Annotated in this window: 22 protein-coding genes; 5 read left to right on the top strand and 17 right to left on the bottom strand. The window is 69.8% G+C overall.

Annotated features, from left to right (window positions below; all coding sequences use genetic code 11):
- Window positions 1–18: 18 nt before the first annotated feature.
- The gene (locus ABD120_RS24980; protein WP_343952479.1) at window positions 19–960 is read left to right on the top strand and encodes an AraC family transcriptional regulator; all 942 of its coding nucleotides are present in this window, start codon (window positions 19–21) and stop codon (window positions 958–960) included.
- 10 nt (window positions 961–970) lie between these two features.
- Here the strand turns inward: ABD120_RS24980 and mltG are convergent, their stop codons facing one another.
- The 5 genes from mltG to ABD120_RS25005 form a co-directional block, all read right to left on the bottom strand.
- A complete protein-coding gene (gene mltG, locus ABD120_RS24985; protein WP_343952480.1) occupies window positions 971–1909 on the bottom strand; it encodes an endolytic transglycosylase MltG in 939 nt (312 codons plus the stop codon).
- A complete protein-coding gene (locus tag ABD120_RS24990; protein WP_343952481.1) occupies window positions 1906–2418 on the bottom strand; it encodes a SigE family RNA polymerase sigma factor in 513 nt (170 codons plus the stop codon). The genes mltG and ABD120_RS24990 overlap by 4 nt, the downstream gene beginning before the upstream one ends.
- 138 nt (window positions 2419–2556) lie before the next feature.
- The gene (locus ABD120_RS24995) at window positions 2557–3264 is read right to left on the bottom strand and encodes a hypothetical protein (protein ID WP_343952482.1); all 708 of its coding nucleotides are present in this window, start codon (window positions 3262–3264) and stop codon (window positions 2557–2559) included.
- 216 nt (window positions 3265–3480) lie between these two features.
- Window positions 3481–3978 carry a hypothetical protein gene (locus ABD120_RS25000; RefSeq protein WP_343952483.1) on the bottom strand — a complete coding sequence of 166 codons (498 nt, stop codon included), beginning with the start codon at window positions 3976–3978 and terminating at the stop codon, window positions 3481–3483.
- Between the two features lie 236 nt (window positions 3979–4214).
- On the bottom strand, window positions 4215–4652 hold the full coding sequence (locus ABD120_RS25005) for a hypothetical protein (RefSeq protein WP_343952484.1): 438 nt from the start codon (window positions 4650–4652) through the stop codon (window positions 4215–4217).
- Window positions 4653–4687: 35 nt separating this feature from the next.
- Here ABD120_RS25005 and ABD120_RS25010 point away from each other — a divergent pair, with 35 nt between their 5' ends.
- On the top strand, window positions 4688–5677 hold the full coding sequence (locus ABD120_RS25010; RefSeq protein WP_343952485.1) for an alpha/beta hydrolase family protein: 990 nt from the start codon (window positions 4688–4690) through the stop codon (window positions 5675–5677).
- 27 nt (window positions 5678–5704) lie between these two features.
- Here the strand turns inward: ABD120_RS25010 and ABD120_RS25015 are convergent, their stop codons facing one another.
- From ABD120_RS25015 to ABD120_RS25050, 8 genes are all read right to left on the bottom strand, one after another.
- Window positions 5705–6463, bottom strand: a complete 759-nt coding sequence (locus tag ABD120_RS25015) for a MerR family transcriptional regulator (RefSeq protein WP_343952486.1) — start codon at window positions 6461–6463, stop codon at window positions 5705–5707.
- A 10-nt stretch (window positions 6464–6473) separates the two neighbouring features.
- A complete protein-coding gene (locus tag ABD120_RS25020) occupies window positions 6474–7358 on the bottom strand; it encodes a DUF2268 domain-containing putative Zn-dependent protease (protein WP_343952487.1) in 885 nt (294 codons plus the stop codon).
- A 129-nt stretch (window positions 7359–7487) separates the two neighbouring features.
- Entirely contained in the window at window positions 7488–8237 is a 750-nt protein-coding gene (locus ABD120_RS25025) for an SDR family NAD(P)-dependent oxidoreductase (protein ID WP_343952488.1), read from the bottom strand.
- A gap of 214 nt (window positions 8238–8451) precedes the next feature.
- Window positions 8452–8862, bottom strand: coding sequence for a MerR family transcriptional regulator (locus ABD120_RS25030; protein WP_343952489.1), 411 nt, complete (start codon window positions 8860–8862; stop codon window positions 8452–8454).
- A 101-nt stretch (window positions 8863–8963) separates the two neighbouring features.
- The gene (locus ABD120_RS25035; RefSeq protein ID WP_343952490.1) at window positions 8964–9536 is read right to left on the bottom strand and encodes an NADPH-dependent FMN reductase; all 573 of its coding nucleotides are present in this window, start codon (window positions 9534–9536) and stop codon (window positions 8964–8966) included.
- Window positions 9537–9602: 66 nt separating this feature from the next.
- On the bottom strand, window positions 9603–9938 hold the full coding sequence (locus tag ABD120_RS25040) for a YciI family protein (protein ID WP_343952491.1): 336 nt from the start codon (window positions 9936–9938) through the stop codon (window positions 9603–9605).
- 115 nt (window positions 9939–10053) lie between these two features.
- A complete protein-coding gene (locus tag ABD120_RS25045) occupies window positions 10054–10677 on the bottom strand; it encodes a DsbA family oxidoreductase (protein ID WP_343952492.1) in 624 nt (207 codons plus the stop codon).
- A gap of 33 nt (window positions 10678–10710) precedes the next feature.
- The gene (locus ABD120_RS25050) at window positions 10711–11073 is read right to left on the bottom strand and encodes an antibiotic biosynthesis monooxygenase family protein (RefSeq protein ID WP_343952493.1); all 363 of its coding nucleotides are present in this window, start codon (window positions 11071–11073) and stop codon (window positions 10711–10713) included.
- A gap of 482 nt (window positions 11074–11555) precedes the next feature.
- Here ABD120_RS25050 and ABD120_RS25055 point away from each other — a divergent pair, with 482 nt between their 5' ends.
- Complete coding sequence (locus ABD120_RS25055; RefSeq protein WP_343952554.1) at window positions 11556–12431, top strand: MFS transporter; 876 nt, start codon at window positions 11556–11558, stop codon at window positions 12429–12431.
- Between the two features lie 46 nt (window positions 12432–12477).
- Here the strand turns inward: ABD120_RS25055 and ABD120_RS25060 are convergent, their stop codons facing one another.
- The 3 genes from ABD120_RS25060 to ABD120_RS25070 all read right to left on the bottom strand — a co-directional run bounded on the left by ABD120_RS25060 (window position 12478) and on the right by ABD120_RS25070 (window position 14877).
- Window positions 12478–12903 (bottom strand): hypothetical protein, encoded by a 426-nt coding sequence (locus ABD120_RS25060; RefSeq protein ID WP_343952494.1) that lies wholly within the window; start codon window positions 12901–12903, stop codon window positions 12478–12480.
- Between the two features lie 383 nt (window positions 12904–13286).
- Window positions 13287–14468 (bottom strand): cytochrome P450, encoded by a 1182-nt coding sequence (locus tag ABD120_RS25065; protein ID WP_343952495.1) that lies wholly within the window; start codon window positions 14466–14468, stop codon window positions 13287–13289.
- Between the two features lie 91 nt (window positions 14469–14559).
- Window positions 14560–14877, bottom strand: a complete 318-nt coding sequence (locus ABD120_RS25070; protein ID WP_343952496.1) for an SDR family oxidoreductase — start codon at window positions 14875–14877, stop codon at window positions 14560–14562.
- A 329-nt stretch (window positions 14878–15206) separates the two neighbouring features.
- Between ABD120_RS25070 and ABD120_RS25075 the strand changes: the two genes are divergently transcribed.
- Window positions 15207–16097 carry an RNA polymerase sigma-70 factor gene (locus ABD120_RS25075; protein WP_343952497.1) on the top strand — a complete coding sequence of 297 codons (891 nt, stop codon included), beginning with the start codon at window positions 15207–15209 and terminating at the stop codon, window positions 16095–16097.
- 19 nt (window positions 16098–16116) lie between these two features.
- Here the strand turns inward: ABD120_RS25075 and ABD120_RS25080 are convergent, their stop codons facing one another.
- Complete coding sequence (locus tag ABD120_RS25080; protein ID WP_343952498.1) at window positions 16117–16569, bottom strand: winged helix-turn-helix transcriptional regulator; 453 nt, start codon at window positions 16567–16569, stop codon at window positions 16117–16119.
- An 83-nt stretch (window positions 16570–16652) separates the two neighbouring features.
- Between ABD120_RS25080 and ABD120_RS25085 the strand changes: the two genes are divergently transcribed.
- Window positions 16653–17843 carry an MFS transporter gene (locus ABD120_RS25085; protein WP_343952499.1) on the top strand — a complete coding sequence of 397 codons (1191 nt, stop codon included), beginning with the start codon at window positions 16653–16655 and terminating at the stop codon, window positions 17841–17843.
- Window positions 17844–17868: the final 25 nt, after the last annotated feature.

Raw genomic sequence — 17868 nt, forward strand, 5'->3', positions numbered from 1 at the left:
ATCGTCTACTCTGATCGGGTGGACGCACTCGCAGGATTGCTGGAGGGGCCGCGAGCCAGCGGCGCCTTCCTCCTCCGTATCGTCCTGGACCCCCCATGGTCGATCCGGGTCCAGGACGGCTCGCCGCTGTGCCTCGCCGTCGTGCTCAACGGCGAGGCGTATTTCGAGCCCGAACACGGCCGGCCGGTACGGCTGCGCCCGGGCGACGTCGCCATCGTCCGTGGGCCGCAGCCGTACCTGATGAGCGACGGCACGACGACCCCGCCGCAGGTCATCGTGCATCCCGGCCAGCGGTGCGTCACACCGGAGGGCGTCGAACTGCGCGAGCGGATGGCGCTCGGGGTGCGCACCTGGGGGAGCAACCTCGACGGGTCGGTGCAGTTGCTGCTCGGCGTGTACGAGGAGGTCGGCGCCGTCGGCCAGCGCCTGCTCGACGTCCTGCCGCCGCTGCTGGTCGTCTCCGAGGACATGTGGGACTCGACCCTCCTGCCGGTGCTGGCCGGAGAGGCCACCAAACAGGGGCCGGCGCAGGGCGTCATGCTCGACCGCCTGCTCGACCTGCTGCTCATCTCGGTGCTGCGGGTGTGGTTCGACCGGCCCGAGGCCGAGGCTCCGGCCTGGTACCGGGCCTTCACCCACCCGGTGGCCGGTGCGGCGCTGCGCCTGTTCCACGAGGACCCGGCGAACGACTGGACGCTGGCGCGGGTCGCCGCCGAGGTCGGCGTGTCACGGGCGACGCTGGCCGAGTGCTTCCGCGACGCCGTCGGCACCCCGCCGATGACGTACCTGACCGAGTGGCGCCTGGCCTTGGCCGCCGACCTGCTGCGGCAGTCCGACGCCACGCTGAACGCCGTCGCCCGGCAGGTCGGCTACGGCAGCGGATTCGCCCTCAGTTCGGCGTTCAAACGCGTGTACGGCATCAGCCCGCAGGCGCACCGCACCACAGCGCCGGCGCGGTGAACCGGCGACGTCACCACGTTCGCTGGTTCCCGCGGTGTTCTTCGACCAGTTCCGCGAACTCGGAGCCGGACGCGGTGAACTTCATGACGCCCTTCTTCGGATCGGTCGCCACGAAGTAGAGCCAAGCGCCGGGGGCTGGCTTGAGCGCGGCCCTGATGGCGTCCTCCCCCGGGTTGCCGATGGGGGTGGGCGGCAGACCCAAATGCCGGTAGGTGTTGTACGGCGACGACGTCCTGAGGTCCTTGAGCGTCGCCGCGGTTCTGCTCTTGCCGAGGCCGTACAGGACCGTGCTGTCGATCTGCAGCGGCATGCGCCGCTCCAGCCGGTTGTAGATCACCCGGGCGATCTTGGGCATGTCCTCACGCCTGACCGCCTCGGCCTGGACGATGCTCGCGACGGTCAGGATCTCCAGCGGCGTCCTGCCGATCCGCTCGGCCCCCTCCACAAGTCCGGCCGACCTGAACCCCGACACCATCGTCCTGAGGATCTCGCGGGCGCTCATGGCCGGGGAGATCTCGTAGGCGCCGGGGGAGAGGAACCCTTCGAGCCTTCCCCCGGCGTACGACGGCAGGCCGAGCGTCGTCCCGTCCTCGGCGGCCTTCTCGAAATCCGCCACCGGCCTGCCGGTGAGCGACGACAGCGCCTTGAACACCTGTGAGAGCCGCATGCCCGCCGTGACGGTCACGGTGACGGTCCGGGGCGCGGTGGCCGGGCTCGGAGCGGTGGTCCGCTGCGCGGCGACCTCGCCCGGGCCCTGTGACGAGATCGCCTGGACCACGAGCGTGGATCCCACGGCCATCGCGGCGACGGCGGCGGCCGCCGCCAGAGCCAGCACCCGTCGGCGATCGGGGCGCCGTTCGCGGACCTGGAGGAATCGATCCGGCGCCGGTGGCCGTTCCTCGTCGGCCATCTCGGAGAGGGTCTCGCGCAGCAGGCTCTCGATGTTCATCCGAACTCCCTCACCTTCGTCAGTTCAGGCGCCGTCGTCTTCAGGCGTTCCAGCGAGCGGTAGATCTGGCTGCGTACCGAACCGACGCGGACGCCGAGCAGTCGCGCGATCTCGGTTTCGGAGAGGTCTTCGAAGTAGCGCAGCACGAGCATGGTCCGCTGCCGGGGAGTGAGCCGGGACAGCGCCGCGCGCATCACCACCCGCAGGTCCGCGACGTCGGCGTGGCCGTCGCCGGACTGCTCGGGCACCCGGTCGGTGGACACCTCCGTGACGCGTGAGCGCCGCCGCCACCAGCTCACCTGCTCGTGGTACATGACCCGGCGGACATATCCCTCGATGGCGGTGGGATCGCGCAGGTTCCGCCATTTGGCGGCCGTCTTGACCAGAGCCGACTGGACGAGGTCCTCGGCGGTGTGCCGGTCACCGGTCAGCAGGTACGCGGTACGGAACAAAGCCCCCGATCGGTCGACGACGAATCGCCGGAAGGCCGTCTCGAATCCTGGATCCACCCAATCCTCCTCGCGATGTTCACAAGGCAAGGACGCGGGTGGCACGTCGATCTATGCCAGGTCGATCCCGTGACTTCCCGGCAACCGTGGCGTCCTTCTTCCCGGTCTTCGTCGCGGCGGTCGTCCGGTCGCGGCCCGTCAACCGGTGACGGCCAGCGCGCCGCTGAGGAGGACGTCGTTGGCCAGGATGGTCAGCCGGTTGGACAGGTCGGCCGCACCTGCCCAGGCCTGCCGTACGTCATGGTCGTCCTCGATGCGTACGTCGAGGTGGGCGAACGACAGGTCGTCCAGCATGGTGTCGTTGAACACGTCGAGGGTGTGGCTGTCGAAGCAGCGAAGCGCGTATCCGAGCATCGTGCTTTCGGCGCGCAGCCGGTGGGCGGAGATCAGGATGCCATGGTCGGCCGCCGGGTCGGTGCGATGGACGACCTCGTCGAACGGTTGCGGCAGCACGACGATTTCCTGGCAGGTCGTGATGGCGATGACGTGGTCGAAGGCCAGCCGCCGGTCGGGCAGATCATCGTAAAGCTGCTCGACGAGGGGATCGTAAGAGGCGTCGGATGCGGGCACACCGCCGTGGACGGCCAGGTACTGGGCGAAGTCGGCCAATCGCCGGTACTTCTCGCCGCCGTAGAAGCCCAGCCGGAGGCCGAGCAGGCACGGGTCGCGCTCCGGCGGCAGCGGTGGGTCGATGTCGGCGACCGAGCGGGGCTCACGATGCTCCGGCATGCCGCGCTGACGCAGGGTCGCGTTGACGTCGGTGAGGAACTGTTCCCGCTCCTGGATGCTCCAGTCCTCGTGGTCGTCAGGGCAGAGGAACATCCCGACGTTCGCATCCAAAGCCATGGGATGATTGTAAGCGGGCCGCATCCGCCGTGAACCGGGCGTTCGCCCGCCCCCCCACCGACTGTCTGCTCCACCTGTGCTGCCAGGCGGAGCAGACCAGGGCGTCCTCGGGTCGGCGGGTTCAGCCGAAGGTGCCGGACACCTTCGCGTCAGGGGAGAACGCCTGCCAGGCCGGCGTCACCTCACGGGTACGGCCGCCGTTCTCGTCGCGACGCCTCAGGAAACGCAGTCCTGGGTCTTGAGGCCGAGCGCCATCTCCTGAAGACGGCCTTGGGCGTCGAGCATGAACTCGTAGTAGGCCCTGGAGTTGCCCGGAACCGCGACGCGCGGGTTGGTGTCGGCGGGCGACGTCACGTTCGGGTAGGCCTTCTTGATCTGCGTCATCGTCGCGCCGAGCCCGATGCCCTCGCGGGTCTTCATGCCCCTGGCGGCGAAGACGACGGCCACGCCCCGGCGCTTGGACAGGTAGAGCCCCACGCTGTCCTTGCCGGTGGGGTGGGTCTTGAGGTCCCAGCCCGTGCACGGGCTCGCGCTGTCACCCAGCTTGTGGGTGATCTTCCCCGTCGCCTTGGCCTGCTTGGCGGTCATGCCGAGCTTGACGGCGCCGTAGCCGTGCGGGCCGAACGAGGGAGCCGCCGCGCTCTGCGCGAGGGCGGGGGTGCCTGCGACGAGTACGGCCCCGGCGGCCAGGGCAGCGGCAAACGACCTCTTCATGGCGGTCTTCCTTCCGATCTCGACCTGTACACCTGTTGGAGTGCCGAGGAGGAAGAATGGTTGCGCGAAAGTCCCGGGCGAAACGGCCGGTCTCCGGGGTTCTCCTCATGGTGGCCGCGTCGGCCGAGTGGAGCGCCCGCCGAACCGAGAGCCCGCGCTGACCCGAGGGCCCCGTCTGCGAGAACGCGCGGGTCCGCGCTTTCGCCCAGGCCGTTCACGAGAACGCCACGGCCTCGCTACGAGCCGGACCCGACTCGGTCGAGCGGTCCGGTTCGCGGACTCACCCGGCAGTTGGTGTGCAGGTACCGGGCCTGCCCGTCCACGAAGTCGTAGATCGCGACCGTCTGGGTGTCCTCCAGGGGATCCGTCGGCGGCATCAGGAAGTGCGTGTCGCTCACCGCGAGCAACTCGTGTCCGATGCGATCCGGTTTCTGGAGGATCTCCGCCTGCATGGGGTCGATGACCAAGGTCAGGAACAGCCGCCCGCCTTCGGCCGACACCTCGTACCAGGTGCCGGGTCCGCCGTAGACGCCCTCGTACCGGGACGGGTCGAGCTTCAGCGCCGGGTCCGGTACGGGCAGGTCGGGGACGGTGACCGTACCGAGGCCGGTCAGGATCTCGTTGAACACCGCCCGGTAGAAGCTCTCCCGAGGCCCGCCGTTGGTCAGCATCACGACGGCGGTGTCCGGTCGGCACCACCGTCCTGCACGTGAACGACGCCTCCCGCCCCGACCCCTGGAACCTCGACGTCCGGACCAGGCAGCTCAAGGTCACCCTGTGGTACCCGACCGAGCAGAAGGACGGGGAACGGGCGCCGTACATGACGCCGAAGGAGTCGGAGCTCTACCTGAGAGGCTCCGAGATCGCGGGCGTCCCGTACGACACGCTGAGCAGGACGCGGACGAACGCCGTCAAGGACGCCGAGCCTGCGGGGGAGCGGCTTCCGCTGGTGGTGCTCTCTCCCGGCTTCACCAAGCCGTTGAGCTCACTCACCTCCCTGGCGGAGGATCTGGCCAGCCGGGGGTACGTCGTGGCCGGGATCGACCACCCCTACGAGAGCCACGTCACGACCCTGTCCGACGGACGGGTCGCCGACTGTCTCGCGTGCGACAGCGACACCGATCCGGGTTTCGGCGGGCGGGTGGTCCAGGGCCGCGCGGCCGACGTCTCCTTCGTCCTCGACCACCTGACAGCGAAGTGGGACGGTTCCCGCCTGATCGACCGGTCGAGGATCGCGATGGTCGGCCAGTCGATAGGCGGGGCAGCGGCCGTGGCGGCCATGGTGAAGGACTCCCGCGTACGCGCCGGGATCGACATGGACGGCAGCACCTACGCCCGGATTCCCAAGAGCGGATTCTCACGGCCGTTCATGTTCATCGGTTCTGAGCGGCAGGTGCCCGGCGGCGGCGACGGCTCGTGGGACCGCGACTGGAAGCTGCTGACCGGGTGGAAGCGCTGGATCGCGGTGACGGACACCGACCACCAGGCGTTCACCGACATTCCGCTGCTGGGGCCCGCCCTCGGCATCAAGCCCGCCCCCGGCGCCCTGCCCGCGGAGCGCGGCGCCCAGATCGCCCGCGTGTACGTCGCGGCCTTTCTCGACCAGCACCTGAAGGGACGACGGCAGCCCCTTCTGGACCGGCCGTCGTCCGGCTATCCCGAAGTCAAACCCTGCCCGGAGCACTGTGGAGAATCCTGAGGCCCGAGAGAACGGCGTGCCCCCGGGCTACATCCGGGTACTCGCGTACAGGCGTAGGGCGTCGCGGACGAACCTCGCCCCTGCGGCGTCGTCGTACATGCCGGCGAATCGGGGGTCGTCGGCGTACATGTCCCCGAGCCCCCGCACCATGTCGATCGAGCGCTCGCGGTCGCCCTCGGCCGTCGGCGTACCGGGGATCTGGCGCAGCCACTCGACGTGCCGGGCCGCCAGTGCCTGCGCGCGTTCCGAGGCCGGACCGACGCCGGCCTTCGCCGCGGTGACCCACGCGGCGACGAGGTCCTCGGTGTCCTGCTTCCAAGCCCGCTGCTGGTCCAGGCTCTTGCCGTGCCACCAGTCATTGCCCGCCTGGAACGCGCGCTCGCCCCAGAGTGAGATCACCTCGTCCTTGTAGAGGTCGTTGAACCCCGACAACATGACGTCCATCCTCGGCTCCGCCCCCGCCCGCAGGGCATCGAGCGTGTGACGCACCGACCGGATCTGCCGGTCGATGCGCTCCCGCTCCTCTTCGAGCGCGGCGATGTGGGCACGCAGACCCTCGTGCGTGTCCACCTCGTCGGCCAGAACCTCGGCGATGGCCGGCAAACCCATGCCGAACCGGCGCATGAGCAGGATCCGCTGCAGTCGGGCGACCGCGGCGGAGTCGTAGTAGCGGTAGCCGTTCGCGCCGATCCGGGACGGGGCCAAGAGCCCGACGCGGTCGTAGTGACGCAGGGCGCGGCTGGTGATGCCCGCCCTCGTCGCGAGCTCCTGGATCGTCCACTCCATCCGTCCAGTGTCACCTGCCGCGCAGCGTGGTCGCGATGATCTCCGCGCTGTCGGCGTGCAGCGCCTGCGCCGCCGTCTGACCGGTCGCCGCCAGATAGGTGTCGACCAGCCGGTTGCCCGCGGCGTACCCGGCGCCCATCGGCAGCCCCACCGGGGTGACACCGAGGTGTTCGGCACCGACGTCGCCGTGGACCCAGGCGGTGAAGTTCTCCATGCCGGTCACGTCGAGCCCGGTGAGCACCTTCTCGAAGACCGCGTCGTCGTGCAGGTGCGGCACGCCGATGCGGGCGGGACCGAGTTCGTCGCCGTAGAGCTGGCGGGCGAAGGCGTCGGCCAGGCCCTCGGAGACGATGTGCTCGCCGACCGTGACGGTCATGGGGTCCCACACGACCCCGCCCGGGCTGAACCTCAGGTTGTGGTGGAGTTCGTGGACGGCGGTGGCCTCCAGCCGCTCCACGTTCTCGGGGAACGGCCAGAACGTGATGGCGATGTTCCCCGAGATGCCACCGAACCCGGTCACACCCAGGCAAGGACCCATGAAGTGCTGGTCAGCCGGATCGCCGAGTGCGAACAGCACGGTGATGTCCGGAGCCTTCGCCCCCGGGTTCGCCTCCAGCAGTACGGCGAGAGCCTCGTCGAGCGCCTTTCGCATCCGCTCCCAGGCTCCGGCCGCCGCCAGGGTCTTGAGCGCGTCGAGGCAGCGCGCCTCGTCCCGGTCGATGGGGAACCCGGACGATTGACGGTGGATGGCCACCAGATCGACGTCTCCGGGGTAGTAGCGGTACATGCCGCTGTTGGGCTCCAGCATCGAACGCAGCAGGTCGACGCGGTCCGCGACCGGGGCGAGCAGAATCCGCCTCATGGCGGAGTAGGTGTCGAGAACAGTGATTGACATGGCCCCGATGCTAGAAGTTGACGCAGCGTCAAGGTCAACCGTGTGCGTGGTGCTGGGCTCAGTCCCTCTGGCCGATGACCTCGTGGAGGTACCGGACGGCGATTTCCTCCGCACGGCGACGGCGTTCGTTCACAGCAGGGTTCCTCCGGTGACGTCCACCCACTGGCCGGTCACCCAGCGGCTGTCCTCGGAGGCGAGGAAGGCCACCACGTCGGCCACGTCCTCAGGGGTGCCCAGGCGGCCCATGGGCGACTGCGACGCCAGGTAGGTCCGCGCCTCTCCGACGATTCGGCCCTGGTGGATGTCGGTGTCGACGACACCGGGCGCCACGGCGTTGACCGTGATCCCGCGAGCGGCGAGCTGCTTGGCGAGCGTCGAGGTGAACACGTCCAGCGCGCCCTTGGACATGGCGTAGCTGATGCTCTCGGGCACGGCCCACCCCCGGGTCAGCATCGTCGAGACGTTGACGATCCGGCCCCCGTCGCTCAGCCGGGGCAGCGCGAGCCGGGTGACGAAGAACGGGGCGGTGGCGTTGACCGCGAAGATCCGCTCGAACTGCCGCCTGGTCACGTGCTCGATGCCGGGCTCGTCATTGAGGATGCCCGCGTTGTTGACCAGGATGTCCAGCTTGTCGGCGTGCTCGTCGAAGGCCGCCCACAGGCGTTCGGCGTCGTCGGTCGTGCCCAGTTCGGTCCGCAGGGAGAACGCCTGCCCGCCCTCCGCCACGATCGCGGCGACGGTCTCCTGGGCGGCCTGCTCGTTGCTTCCGTAGTGGACGGCGACGCGGGCGCCGTCACGGGCCAGGCGCCGGGCGACGGCCCGGCCGATCCCCCTGCTGCCGCCGGTGACGAGGGCGGTCTTGCCGTGGAGAGGGTTCATAATGCCTTCCTTGTCGTGTCAGGTGGGGGTCGAAGATCCCGGTACGCCGCGCGTGGGCGTGCCGAGGAGGAGCGCCGTCACGTGGACGGCGCTCGGGCAAGGCGGTGGCGGGGTGACGACGCTGCTTCTCGGCCCGGTGGCCGAAAGCGCATGCTTCCGGTACGTCGAAGCGTCCGCGGCCACCGCGGATCTTGTTTGCGGCGATCCCGGAGGATCAGTCCCGAGGCGGGCGCGGCGAGGCTTCCGGCTGGAGGAAAGCGAGCGCGGCCAGGTCGTTCACGGTCTCTTGAAGCTCGTTGATACGGGCGTGGCCGATCCGGACGAGTTCGTCGCCGGCGGCGACCCACAGGTCGAGGTCCTGTGAGAGGGGCGGGATCTCGGCGAGGATGTCGGCGCTCTCCCTGAGGGTGATCCCCACACGTTGCGCCGCGAGCGCCAGTTTGATCCGGCAGATCGCGTCCACGGTGAAACGGCGGGCGTTGCCGCTGCTCCGGTAGCCGCGGATCACGCCGTACCGCTCGTAGAAACGGACCGCGTTGGGCGTCACCCCGGCCGCCCTGGCCACCTGCCCGACCGTGAGGTCGGCCCGGCTCGTTCCAGAGCCGGGATACTCGATGGTGGTCATGGCACACGTCCCGCGTTCACTGATGAGTCCTGCCACCCCAGTATGGCCCGAACCCGCACGACCAGGGCGAAGGCCGCGACGCCGCCGGGGGTCTTCGTCGCTCATGTCCGGCCGGTCGGCTCCGCGACCCGGATGGAGCGCAACGCGTCCGCCCACGTGCGCAACTCCGTCATCATCGTGTGCAGCGCCTCCACCGTGCCCGGCGGCGGGACGAAGCGGCCGACGGCGTCCAGATGCTCCCAGGCCATCGGCAGCAGGACGGACTCCCGGATCGTCGTGGCCCGCAGTTCGGGGAAGACCGTCCGCAACTGCTCGACGGCCCTGATGCCGCCGGAGGCGCCGTATCCGACGAACGCGACCGGCTTGTACGCCCATTCGGTGAAGTGCCAGTCGATCACGTTCTTCACCGGAGCCGGGAAGCTGTGGTTGTACTCCGGCGTGAGGAACACGAATCCGTCGGCGTCCGCGAGGCGACCGGCGATCGGGGAGTCGGCCGTACCACCCGGTTGCAAGGTGTGCATCGGCAGTGGGATCGAGGCCAGGTCGATCAGGTCGAGGTCGAGCCAGTCGAACGGGGCGAGTTCGCGTTCCAGCCACGCGGCGAGGGAATCGGCGAGCCTGGGGCTGCGCACACTGCCGATCACCAGGGCGATCCTGACGTTGTCTGCTGTCATGGGATCGACGCTAGGCATTCGCCCATAGGCGAACTCAAGTCGGCGCCCGACGGCGACGAACGGCGGCTAGGCATCCCAGGTCGGCCGGATCTCGATTCCCGCGCCCATCGGGCAGCGGCGGGCGATCTCCTCGGCCTCCTCCGGACCCGTGCACTCGATCAGGTAGATCCCGGCCAGGTCCTCCCGCAGCCCGGCGAACGGGCCGGGCGCCGATGTGTCTTCTCCCGGACGCAGCGTCCTGGCCTCGGCCTGGGGTTTCAGGGCGACGCCCGTGAACGGGACCCCGCGTTCGCGCAGGTACTCACCGAACGCGGCATGCGCGGCCACGGCTGCGGCCATCTCCTGCCGGGGTACGGTCGCCCAATAGTCCTCACGATCGAACAGCAGCAAAGCGATCTTCACCGTCGAACCTCCTTGACCCGTATGACGCGCGAGCCCGCCACACATCGACAATCGAGCACCGGGTCTTACAGGAGGAGACTTGCCGGGGCGCCGCGCCGCGCCCCGGCGGGCCGGGTCAGCCGATCGGGCTGTGACTCAGGAGCCGGTGCAGGTCGGCGACGGACTGGACCTCGGAGACCGGCGGCCGCCCGTCGATCACCAGGCTGGGAACGCCGGTCACGCCGTGCGCGGCCGCGTGGCGCCGGTCGGCGCGCACCTGCTCGGCATAGTCGTCACCGGCCAGGACCGCGCGCACCGCGTCGCCGTCCAGTCCGGCCTCGCCGCCCAGGCGCACCAGCACCTGTGCGTCGGCCACGTTGAGTCCTTCTGTGTGGTACGCCCGCAGCAGGCGCTCCATCATCTGATCGCCGAGCCCCTGGCCGGCAGCCAGCTTGATCAGCCGGTGCGCGTCGAAGGTGTTCACCGGGCGAGCCAGATGCAGGTTCAGCTCCAGCCCCTCCGCCGCACCCAGCGACCGGATCCGGGCGATGCGGGCGGGCGCCTGCTCGCCCCACCAGCCGGCCATGGCCTCCGCGGCGGTCGGGCCGGGAGTGCGGCCTTCGTCCGGCGCGAGCTCGTAGGCACGCCAGACGATCTCGATGTCGTCGCGGTCGGGGTGCGTGGCGAGTGCGGCCGTGAGGCGTCTTTTCCCGATGTAGCACCAGGGGCACAGCACATCGGCGTAAATCTCAATCTTCATGGAACGTCCTGAACGATGCTCGTGGCCGATGGATCAGGCGTCCAGGCGCTGGGGCCCGGGACCGATCTCGCGGACGACGGTGTAGGTGGGGACGCCGGTCATACGGGGTGCGGCCCGGTCGGCCAGACCCTCCAACGCCTTGCCGATGGCGGCCATCCGCCCGTCGGTGTCGGAGGTCTCCACGAAGTGGCGATAGTCCGCCTCGCTCGCCCACTGCACGATGTTGTACACGCGGGTGCCGTCGGTGCTCACATGAAAGCGGGCCGAGCGGTAGCCGGGGTAGAAGCGCACCCACCGCTCCTGGATCTCCGCGAAAGCCTCCACGAACTCACGCTGCGTATCAGCGCCGTCGACGGTGTAGTCGATGATCGAATAGAAACCGGGATCCGTGCTCACGGAACACACTCCTCAAGGTCGGAATCGGGGCGGCGCCCTCGCACTTCATCGTGCAATCTCAACTTAGGTCGAGGTCAAGTTCCGCCGTCCCGCTCGACCGGGCCCCGAGCGGCTGATCGCCGGGGGGCTCGGGATCAGCAGAGGCGAGGTCGGGCGCCGGATCAAGTGCGACCTCCTCCTCAACCGCACCACGAGCACGGGGTTCTCGTTCGTCGTCATGCCCGCCGAGGGCGAGGCGGGCGTGGCCTCCGGGCACTCGGCGGACGGCGGGGCCTGAGCGGCCCGGCGAACCTGAGCCCCATGGTCACCCAGGCAGGGCGCGGGCACCCGCGCACCTGCGCTCCATGCCCTGCCTGGGCGCGCGAGAACGTCGTGGCGGGGGCCCGAGCGGCTGCTCTGGGGTGCGCTCGTGGTGCTGACGGCCGGGATCGCGGTCCGGTGGATACCGGCGCCTGCCGGGTTGTTCGGGGGGGACCGTACTGATCGGGGCGGGAATCGCCGTGGGCAACGTCTTGCTGCCGAGCCTCATCAAACGCGACTTTCCCACCAGAGTGGGCCTGCTGACCAGCGCGTACGCCACGGTGATGGGAGCCGTCGCCGCCGTGGCCTCCGGGGTGGCGGTGCCCATCAGCCAGGCCGCTCCCGGCGGTTGGCACACCGCGCTGGGCTGCTGGATCGTGCTCGCGCTGGCGGCGATCGTGCTGTGGTTCCCACAGGTACGTACCACGCGACCGGCCTCGGGGGAGAGCCGAGGGCATCGCCTGCCGTGGGGGTCGCCGCTGGCGTGGGCGGTGACGGCGTTCATGGGACTGCAGTCGCTGGGCTTCTACGTGGTCGTGACGTGGTTGCCCCAGGTGCTCCAGGACACCGGAGTCGACGCGGCCACGGCAGGATGGCTGCTGTTTCTGTTCCAGGCGGTCGCGGTGGTGACCGGCCTGGCCGCGCCCGCCGCCATGCGGTGGGCGCGGGACCAGCGCGCGGTGGCGACGGTGAGTTCGCTGGTCGTGCTCGCCGGCTACCTCGGGCTCCTGCTCGCGCCGGGATGGGCACTGCTGTGGAGCGCCGTCCTCGGACTGGGCGGAGGGATCTGCCTGGTGCTCGCATTGGCCTTCCTCAGCCTGCGGGCCCAGGACGCGACCGTGGCCGGCGCGCTGTCGGCGATGGCACAGTCGATCGGCTACCTGGTGGCCGCCGTGGGACCGGTGGCCTTCGGGCTGCTGCACGCCGTCGGTTCCGGGTGGACCGTACCGATCCTCCTGATGTGCGTCGCCGCAGCGGGCCAGGCGGCCGTCGCGATGACGGCCGGCCGGGGCACAGTGCCCCGAGTCGACGGCCAACCCCGTTCACAAGGGCACTGAAGAGGAGGGCGAGGTTGGTTCGGGTCCGTGCGGCAGTCCGGAGGGGTCAGTTCGATTGGGTGATGGCGACGGGGGCGGATTTCTCGGCGGAGAGACATCCGGGTGGTGCGGCGCCGCCCGAAAGGCTGAAGAATCCTACGCCGCCGCCACCTCCCTCTACTCGATCGCCCTCCATGATCGGGCCTCTCCCCGGGACGCGCACGCCGCGTTTGCCCGAGCGGAGAAAGGGCCTGGTCCCTGCCGGCCAGATCAGCGGGGTCGTGTTTTCGGTTCCGCCCTGAACGTGGGTGAGGAAGAGGCACTTGCCGGTCTGGCTGTATGTGAGCGTGCCGGTGATCTTCATGTCCATTCCGCCCTCGAAATGGTGGACGAAGATGACGGGGTCCTTGCCGACCCGGTATATCGGTTCGGTGGCCGAGGTGCATCCCGTAAGCAGCAGGATCGTGGCGGCCGCGCTCGCCACCGGTCTCATGGGAATGAGCTTCTCTTACTGCTCCCAGCCAGTCAATCAAGGCAGAAATCCGATATCCCCTTATGGTCTCGAACGCGTCGACGTGAAAGCGCGTAAAGGTGAGACCGGTAGAGCCGACCGGCTTTGGCCGTCGCGTGGTGAGAGCACGACAGGGGAAACCTTCGAGGTGACGCCTGCGGCCTGGAATTCGGCTGAGGGCGGCCACCCCGGGAAACGTGTTCCCGGGGCGGCCGCCCGTTCAGTCATGATCCAGCTCTCGGGTGAAAGAGGAACGCCTCAGTTGATCGGATCAGGGCAGTGGCGCAGGCTGATCTCTCGTTTCGGTGAAAATCCCGACGGCTAACCCGCCGTAGACAGCGGTTCGGTGTTCGGCGGCTGTCCGATCACCAGGTCACCCGAAGCGTGTGCACGCCGTACACGAGGCTGGTGGCGCGGAAGTTCGGCTGCTCGGACGGGTCTGCCAGGGCGAGGCCGGGGAAGCGTCGCAGCAGTGCCGGGAAGGCGATGCGCATCTCCATCCGGGCCAGCGGCGCCCCGAGGCAGTGGTGCACCCCGTGGCCGAAGGCGGCGTGGCCGGCGGCTCCGCGGGAGATGTCGAGGGTCTCGGGGTCGTCGATGAAGGCCGGATCCCGGTTGGCGGCGGGAAGCGAGCAGATCACCAGCGATCCCTCGGGGATGAGATGCCCGGCGATCTTCACGTCGGTCGTGGTCGTGCGCGGCGGCAGCGCCTGCACGATGGACATCCAGCGCAGCAGTTCCTCGACGGCGGGTTCGACCTGGGCCGGATCCTCGCGGATCATGGCCAGCTGCTCCGGATGCCGGAGCAGGGTCAGCGTGCCCAGACCGAGCATGTTCGAGGTCGTCTCGTGCCCGGCCAGCAGCAGCAGTCCCGCGATGCCGACCAGCTCGTCGGTGCTCAGATCGTGGCCGTGCTCGCGCACCAGCATGCCCAGCAGATCCTCGCCCGGATCCGCCTGGGCGCGGGCCACCAGCTCGCTCATGTAGGCGCGGTCCTCCCGTTGCGCCGCGACGCGCTGCTCCATCGGCAAGGAGATGTCCAGCAGGCGCACGGAACGCTCGTGGAACTCGGCGCGGTCGCCGTGCGGCACACCGAGCAGCTCGCAGATCACCAGCGACGGCACCGGCAGCGCGAAGTGCTCCACCAGATCGGCCGGCTTCCCGGCCCGTTCGAGATCGTCCAGTGCCGCTTGGACGATCTCGACGATCCGGGGTTCGAGCCTGCGCATCCGCCGTACGGTGAACTCCGGGGTGAGCGTACGGCGCAGCCGCGTGTGCTCGGGTGGGTCGAATCCGATCAGCTGTCCGGCCTGCATCTTGGCCCGTTCGTCGGCGCTCATCTGCTCGGCTCCCGGGAACGGTGTCCGGGCGCTGCTGAACCGGGCCGGGTCCGCGAGCACCTGGCGAACGTCCTCATGGCGGCAGATCACGTACGCGGGTGCGCCGAACGGTGTCTCCACCAGCACCACGCCCTCGTCCTCACGGGCCCGGGCCAGTTCCTCGACCGGGTTGAGCCCGTTCCGCCGGATATGGATGGGCAATTCCATTGCTTTAGTCATCGTCTGTCCTTTCGAGCGGTGACCAGATGAATGTCTTGGCGAGTACGTCGATGAGTCGGCGTTCGGTGCGGAACCCTGCTCAGGGTTGGGTGTCGAGCCAGTCCCGGAAGGTGGGCCCGGCGAGTCTGGCGTGCGGGCCGGGCGGGAACGCGCCGTCGGCGGCGAGCCCGGCATCGGGGATGTCGGCGCCGATGACGGACGCCATGGCGATCCGGGCGACCCCCGCCTTGCGGCCGTACTCGTGCAGGTTGCGGGCCGACGTACGGAAGAACGCGGTCGCCGCCTTCTCGTCGGAGTCGTGCCAGGAGACGACGTCGATGACGGCCCCGACCCCGGTGAGGATCTGGCCGAGTCCCTGACCGGTGATGACGTCCCGCGCCACCGGCGTGGACGTCATCACCGGTCAGGACGTCGACGACGTGGCGGCCCGGCCGCCCGCTCGCTCCGGCCACCGCGAACCCGATGCTCATGCTGCCGTCCCCTACTCGCTTAGTCCCAGCCGGGATCGGCTTGGCGATGAGACCGGCCGGGCGTCGTTGATGCTGACAAAGCGGATATTTCCTCACTCATGCTGTGCGTCGTTATGAGCAAGAGATCCCGACGGGCCGCTCCTTGTGACACCACGGCCGCTGTGACATACACCACCTGCCGGTGGTGTCACAGAGCGGCGGGGATCGGGATCATATGGAGATGGCACGGCCGCGACCGAACAGGCAGGAGCCCGGGATGAACGAGCGAATGGACGCGGCCACCACGGCGTTCGTCACCCACCGGAACCTGTTGTTCACTCTCGCCTACGAGATCCTCGGCTCCGCCGCCGACGCCGAGGACGTCCTGCAGGAGACCTGGCTGCTGTGGACGCGCGTCGATCTCGGCCCCGTGCTGAACCAGCGCGCGTACCTGGTGCGGATCGCCACCCGGCAGGCGCTGAAACGGCTGCGGACGCTGACCCGGCGCAGGGAGTCCTATGTCGGGCCGTGGCTGCCCGAGCCGTTGCTGACCGCGCCGGACGTGGCCGAGGACGTCGAACTGGCCGACAGCGTCTCGATGGCGATGCTGCTGGTGCTGGAGACGCTCAAGCCGACCGAGCGGGCGGTGTTCGTGCTGCGCGAGGTGTTCGACCTGGACTACGACGAGATCGCAGGCGCCGTCGACAAGAGTCCGGCCGCCGTACGCCAGATCGCGCACCGGGCGCGGGCGCACGTCTCCGCGCGCCGTCCGCGCGGGACCGTGTCCCCGGCCGAGACCCGGGCCGCGCTCCAGGCCTTCCAGCGAGCGGTCGAGACCGGTGAGTTGCAGAGCCTGCTCGACCTCCTCGCGCCGGACGTCGTGGCCCTGAGTGACGGCGGCGGCGTCAAGCGCGCCATGCCCCGACCCGTCGTGGGGGTCGACAAGGTGGCGCGCCTGCTGTCCCTCGGCTGGTGGCGACGCGACGCGAAAAGGTCGGTCGAACTGGTCCAGATCAACGGCGGCCCAGGGCTGCTCGTACGGCTCGACGGCGAGATCGACGGCGTGCTGGCGGTGCGGATGGAGAACGGTTACGTCACCGGCGCCTACCACGTGCGCAATCCGGAGAAGCTGTCCCGTATGGAGCGGGAGACCGCGATGACCCGCTGAGGCGGACCGGTGGCAGGGCTCAGCCGGTTTTCCGTACCTGTGACGTGTCGGCCGACAGCGGCCGGCCGTCCTGGCCGAGCGGGTGGAGTTCGGCAGGTTCCCGCCCCTGGGCGTCGACCAGGACGGAGTGCGTCTCGCCCGGGGCGAAGGCGTGGCGCTCGCCCCATTGGCGGAGGGCGACGACGGCCGTGAAGAGGTCCCGCCCGGCTTCGGTGAGCCGGTAGGTCTGGCGTCTGCCGTCGGTGGCGGCGCTCCTGTCGAGGATGCCCTGCTCGACGAGCTTGCGGAGCCGGTCGGTGAGGATGTTGCGGGCGATCCCCAGTCGCTGGTGGAACTCCGTGAAGGCGGTCGCTCCGTCCATGGCGTCGCGGATGATCAGCAGGCTCCATCGGTCGCCGACCAGGTCGACGGTTCGCGCGACCGGGCAGGCCGGGTCGGTCCAGGCGCTTCCTGCGGGGAGCGTGACGTCCACCGGCCCTCCAAGGTGAGTTGCAATCTGAAACCAGTATGCCCTAGCCTCCAGTAAGTTGCATTTTGCAACCAATTGGAGGCGACATGTCGTTGGGATTGACCGGTGGGCAGCGGGTCGTGCTCGCGATGGTGTGCGCGGTGACGGTCTCGTCCATCTACGGCATCCAGCCGGTTCTCGAGACCGCGGGCGCGGACCTCGGGCTGGGGGAGGGGACGCTGGGGTGGCTGGTCGCCGCCGGCCAGATCGGCTACCTCGTGGGGCTCGTGCTCCTGGTCCCGCTCGGCGACCTGTTCGACCGTCGCAGACTCATTACCGTGCACCTGCTGCTCACCGCGGCCGGCGCGGGGGTGGCCGCCGCCGCACCCACCGGCGGCGTCGCGATCGCGGGCCTGGCCCTGGCCGGACTGTTCGCCGTGGTCGTCCAGATCACGGTGGCGTACGTCGCCGCCGTCTCGCCGGCCGGCGAGCGGGGCCGCAACATCGGCGCGGTCACCTCGGGCGTGGTCATCGGGATCCTCGGGGTGCGGGTGATCGCGGGCACGCTGGGCGAACTGGCCGACTGGCGGGTGGTCTACCTCGTGATCGCCGCGCTGTGCGCGATGCTCGCGCTCGCCGTCCGGTCCACCCTCACGGCCGACATCCGCCGCCCCCGGGCCCGGTACGGCCAGGCGCTGTCATCGCTGGGGCGCCTGATCGTCGGTGACCGGCTCTTCCTCAGCCGAGGGCTGGTCGCCTTCTTCCTGTTCGCCTCCTTCGGCACGCTGTGGAGCGGGCTGGCGCTCCCGCTGGGGGACGCCCCATGGCACCTCGGCACCACCGAGATCGGACTGTTCGGGCTCGCCGGACTCACCGGGGCGCTGGGCGCGGCCCGGGCCGGCCGGTGGGCCGACCGGGGCCTGACGTCCTCGGTGACCGGCTGGTCGCTGGCGCTGCTCGCGCTCTCATGGCTGCTGATCGCGCAGGCGGGGTCGTCGCTGTGGCCGCTGATCGTCGGTGTCGTCGTCATGGACTTCGCCGTGCAGGCCGTCCATGTCAGCAGCCAGCACCTGCTCACCACCGCCCGCCCCGACCGGAGCAGCGGCGTCATCGGCGCCTACATGGCCTTCTACTCCCTCGGCTCCGCGCTCGGCGCGATCACCACGACCTGGGCCTACAGCGCCACGGGATGGTGGGGGGCCAGTGCGCTCGGCGCGGCCTACGCCGTACTCGGACTCCTCGTCGCCGTCTCGACCCGGCGTCTCGCCGTTCTGCCGCAGACGAGACGACCGATCTGACCGAAGGTCGTCTCCCTAGACTGAC

Source organism: Nonomuraea longicatena (assembly GCF_039525605.1).
Classification (GTDB): domain Bacteria; phylum Actinomycetota; class Actinomycetes; order Streptosporangiales; family Streptosporangiaceae; genus Nonomuraea; species Nonomuraea longicatena.

Excerpts from the sequence above, each read along its gene's own strand:
- mltG (WP_343952480.1), bottom strand. The coding sequence starts at position 1,909 with ATGAACATCGAGAGCCTGCTGCGCGAGACCCTCTCCGAGATGGCCGAC.
- ABD120_RS24995 (WP_343952482.1), bottom strand. The coding sequence starts at position 3,264 with ATGGCTTTGGATGCGAACGTCGGGATGTTCCTCTGCCCTGACGACCAC.
- ABD120_RS25000 (WP_343952483.1), bottom strand. The coding sequence starts at position 3,978 with ATGAAGAGGTCGTTTGCCGCTGCCCTGGCCGCCGGGGCCGTACTCGTC.
- ABD120_RS25015 (WP_343952486.1), bottom strand. The coding sequence starts at position 6,463 with ATGGAGTGGACGATCCAGGAGCTCGCGACGAGGGCGGGCATCACCAGC.
- ABD120_RS25020 (WP_343952487.1), bottom strand. The coding sequence starts at position 7,358 with ATGTCAATCACTGTTCTCGACACCTACTCCGCCATGAGGCGGATTCTG.
- ABD120_RS25025 (WP_343952488.1), bottom strand. The coding sequence starts at position 8,237 with ATGAACCCTCTCCACGGCAAGACCGCCCTCGTCACCGGCGGCAGCAGG.
- ABD120_RS25030 (WP_343952489.1), bottom strand. The coding sequence starts at position 8,862 with ATGACCACCATCGAGTATCCCGGCTCTGGAACGAGCCGGGCCGACCTC.
- ABD120_RS25035 (WP_343952490.1), bottom strand. The coding sequence starts at position 9,536 with ATGACAGCAGACAACGTCAGGATCGCCCTGGTGATCGGCAGTGTGCGC.
- ABD120_RS25045 (WP_343952492.1), bottom strand. The coding sequence starts at position 10,677 with ATGAAGATTGAGATTTACGCCGATGTGCTGTGCCCCTGGTGCTACATC.
- ABD120_RS25060 (WP_343952494.1), bottom strand. The coding sequence starts at position 12,903 with ATGAGACCGGTGGCGAGCGCGGCCGCCACGATCCTGCTGCTTACGGGA.
- ABD120_RS25065 (WP_343952495.1), bottom strand. The coding sequence starts at position 14,468 with ATGGAATTGCCCATCCATATCCGGCGGAACGGGCTCAACCCGGTCGAG.
- ABD120_RS25070 (WP_343952496.1), bottom strand. The coding sequence starts at position 14,877 with ATGACGTCCACGCCGGTGGCGCGGGACGTCATCACCGGTCAGGGACTC.
- ABD120_RS25075 (WP_343952497.1), top strand. The coding sequence starts at position 15,207 with ATGAACGAGCGAATGGACGCGGCCACCACGGCGTTCGTCACCCACCGG.
- ABD120_RS25085 (WP_343952499.1), top strand. The coding sequence starts at position 16,653 with ATGTCGTTGGGATTGACCGGTGGGCAGCGGGTCGTGCTCGCGATGGTG.